The organism is Streptomyces sp. NPDC037288, assembly GCF_055603265.1.
In genome coordinates this window covers 1-2,820 of sequence record NZ_JBVJVY010000177.1, presented here as the reverse complement: position 1 = coordinate 2,820, position 2,820 = coordinate 1, and the positions used below count along the sequence as shown (strand labels likewise).

Sequence of the window (2,820 nt, the reverse complement as noted above, 5' to 3'; positions counted from 1 at the left end):
GAGGTGACCCGGCAGGAAGGCTCCCGCGGCCCGATGGCCTCCCGCTTCCTCACGGGGCGGGTACGGCCGGCCGGGGCGCGCCCGCACCGGCTGGCGCACATCCTCGACGCCCCACAGGACCTGCTGAACTGCAGGACCGGCACCTGTACCACCTGCCACCAACCCCTGCCCAGCAGGACCACACCAAGATCAAGGCAGCCCTAACGGAGCCCTACTAGAACGGTGGCTGTCTCAATCCCTTGATGCGGAGCGGACCGGTGACGGGCTTCGCAGAGGCCCAGTCGACCGTGAAGCTCCCCTCGTTGCCGTCGGATAAGCGCAGGGTGAGCTCGTCGCTCTCCTGCAACGGACGGAGGTCGACGCGAGGGTCGTCAGGCACTAGTAGGACTCCGTTAGGTCTGTCTCGATCTCGGTGCCATGTGTATCCCGCTGGGCAGGGGCTGGTGGCAGGTGGTGCAGATGCCGGTCCAGCAGTTCAGCAGGTCCTGAAGCGTGTCGAGGATCTGGTAGAGGGTGAGTCCGCTGTGTCGGCTTTTGGGGCCAGTCGCTGCTCGGTGAGGAAGGCGTGGGCGGCGGTGACCAGGGTGGCGTGGTGGTGCCAGCCGTTCCAGGAGCGGCCTTCGAAGTGGTCCAGGCCCAGGCCGTGTTTGAGTTCTCGGTAGTCGTGTTCGATGCGCCAGCGGATCTTTGTCAGGCGGACCAGCTCGGGGAGCGGGGTGTCGTCGGGCAGGTCGGACAACCAGAACCGGGTCGGTTTGTCTTCGCCGTCGGGCCATTCGGCCAGCAGTCGTAGCTCGGGCAGGACGCCGTCCCACCGGCCGTGCTCGGCCACCGCGGCTTGCTGGGCCAGTCGACGCGGGCGCACCCCGGCCGGCCTGACCGGAATCGCGAGGAAGCGGGAGGTCATCGGGCCGCGGGAGCCTTCCCGCCAGGTCACCTCGCTGAAGGTTTCCCGTCCGGTGGCCGCGGCCAGTTCCGCTACCGGCACCGGTGGCTGTCGGTAGCGGGGCACCGGCCGCCGGCCGTTGCCGGACCAGGCCGGGGCATCGGGGTGCGCGTCATGCGGCTGGACGGACAGATCGCCGCGGATCCCGACCACGTAGGCGTGTCCCCGCTCGGCCAGGGCGGCGCGGAAGTCGGCGTTCTGGCCGTAGCCGGCGTCCGCCACCACGACCGGCGGCACCAGTCCCCATCCGGCCAGTTCGTCCAGGGCGTCCAGTGCCAGCCGCCACTTCTCCCGGTACCCGACGTCGTTGGGGACGCCTGTCCGCCGGCGCCGGACGGAGTCATCCGCCCATTCCCGCGGCAGGAACAGCCGCCAGTTCAGCGGGCACGACGCCGCATCGGAGACCGCGTGCACACTGACCGCAACCTGGCAGTTCGCCTGCTTGCCCAGCGCACCGCAGTACTGGTGGGCGACGCCGACCGACATCCGGCCGTCCTTGGGGAACGACACGTCATCGACCGCCCAGGCGTCCGGGCCGATCTGCGGCACCATCCGCTCGGCGATCCGCCGGCGCACCGGCACCGGATCCCAGGTGGACTGGTTCACGAACTGCTGCAGGTTCTGCTCGTTGCCGTTCGGCAATCGCGAGGCCATGGCCTGGATGGACTTGCGCCGCCCGTCCATCATCAGTCCTCGCAGATAGCAGTCGCCCTTGGCCCGCTGGTCCTTGCGCGGCACCGAGGCGAACACATCCGCCACGAATAACGCCAACGTCGCCCGAACACGGTTCACTTCATGTGCGTCCACACAGCCCTCATGCCCCTGAACATGGCAGGCAGACAGACCTAACGGAGTCCTACTAGTACTCCAGCAGTGCTTCGCCATTTCTGCTGGTCAGGGTTCTGAGGGTGGGGAGTGTAGTGGTGTGGGCAGGGGCATGGAACGGTCTTTGGCGGGGTGCCGCCCCAACGAGTGGCCGCGCCGTATGTAGTGACAGCGGCGGGCTTGTGCTTGATGGCGGCGGCGCCAGTGTGACCACGTCATGATGTGACGGGGGTCGACGGGACGATGGCGGGGTCCAGTTGCCAGTAGACGGCGAATCTCGGCTGGTGTGAGGTCCACGAGGTCGGGCGTGTCCCGTTCGACGCCCCCTTTTGCCGTTCATGGCCGGCCATCACTGCCAGGAAGGCGTGGGCGAGCATGGCGAGAGTGATGTGCCGGTACCAGCCGACATAACGGCGGACTTCGTAGTGGTCCAGGCCGCATTCATTCTTCGCGCTCTGGAAGCACTCCTCGATCTTCCAGCGGCATCCGGCGACGCGGACCAGGTCGGCGATCGTTGCCTCCAGCGGGGTGCAGGCGAGGTAGTAGGCGATGTCGTCGGGCTTGGTGATGCTGCGGCGGGCCAGCACCCAGCGCCGACTGGTGACCATGTCGTCGTCTGACTCGCATGCAGAGGGCAGGTGTGCGGCGGCCCAGTCGTAGTAGCGCTCGCCTTTCGCGCCGTGTCCGGCGGACAGTCGTTGCCAGGCTTCGGGCGGGGCTTGGCTGAAGAGGTGATCGATGCGCGGGCCGCCGGCCGGCTGGGATTTGGGCACGGCCACGACGTAGGAGAGGCAGGCGTCTTCGAGGAAGTGGCGGAAGTGGGAGTCCTGTCCGTAGGCGGCGTCGGCGGTGACCCAGGCGATGGGCAGCGGTGAGGCGAGGGCTCGTGCGATCACGGTGCGGGCCAGCTCACCTTTGGTGGCGAAGGTTCGCTCGTCGGGGATCTTCGCCGCCCGGCAGCGATGGCGGTCGTCCGTCCAGGACTTGGGCAGATAGAGCTCCCGGTCGACCAGGGCATGGCCGCGGGTGGTGGCGTAGGCGGCGAAGAC

The 2,820-nt window shown here is 68.3% G+C and carries 3 protein-coding genes; 1 reads left to right on the top strand and 2 read right to left on the bottom strand.

The genetic code is table 11. From position 1 onward, the window contains the following. Positions 1 to 204: hypothetical protein (locus ACZ7GZ_RS42960; RefSeq protein ID WP_471033267.1), on the top strand; the 204-nt coding region annotated here is incomplete at its 5' end. 271 nt (positions 205 to 475) lie between these two features. On the opposite strand, the gene ACZ7GZ_RS42955 is transcribed toward ACZ7GZ_RS42960, so the two are convergent. Both ACZ7GZ_RS42955 and ACZ7GZ_RS42950 read right to left on the bottom strand, forming a co-directional pair. After that, the gene (locus tag ACZ7GZ_RS42955; protein ID WP_471033266.1) at positions 476 to 1,753 is read right to left on the bottom strand and encodes an IS701 family transposase; all 1,278 of its coding nucleotides are present in this window, start codon (positions 1,751 to 1,753) and stop codon (positions 476 to 478) included. A 233-nt stretch (positions 1,754 to 1,986) separates the two neighbouring features. Next, a partial coding sequence (locus ACZ7GZ_RS42950; RefSeq protein ID WP_471033264.1) for an IS701 family transposase occupies positions 1,987 to 2,820 on the bottom strand: 834 nt, incomplete at its 5' end.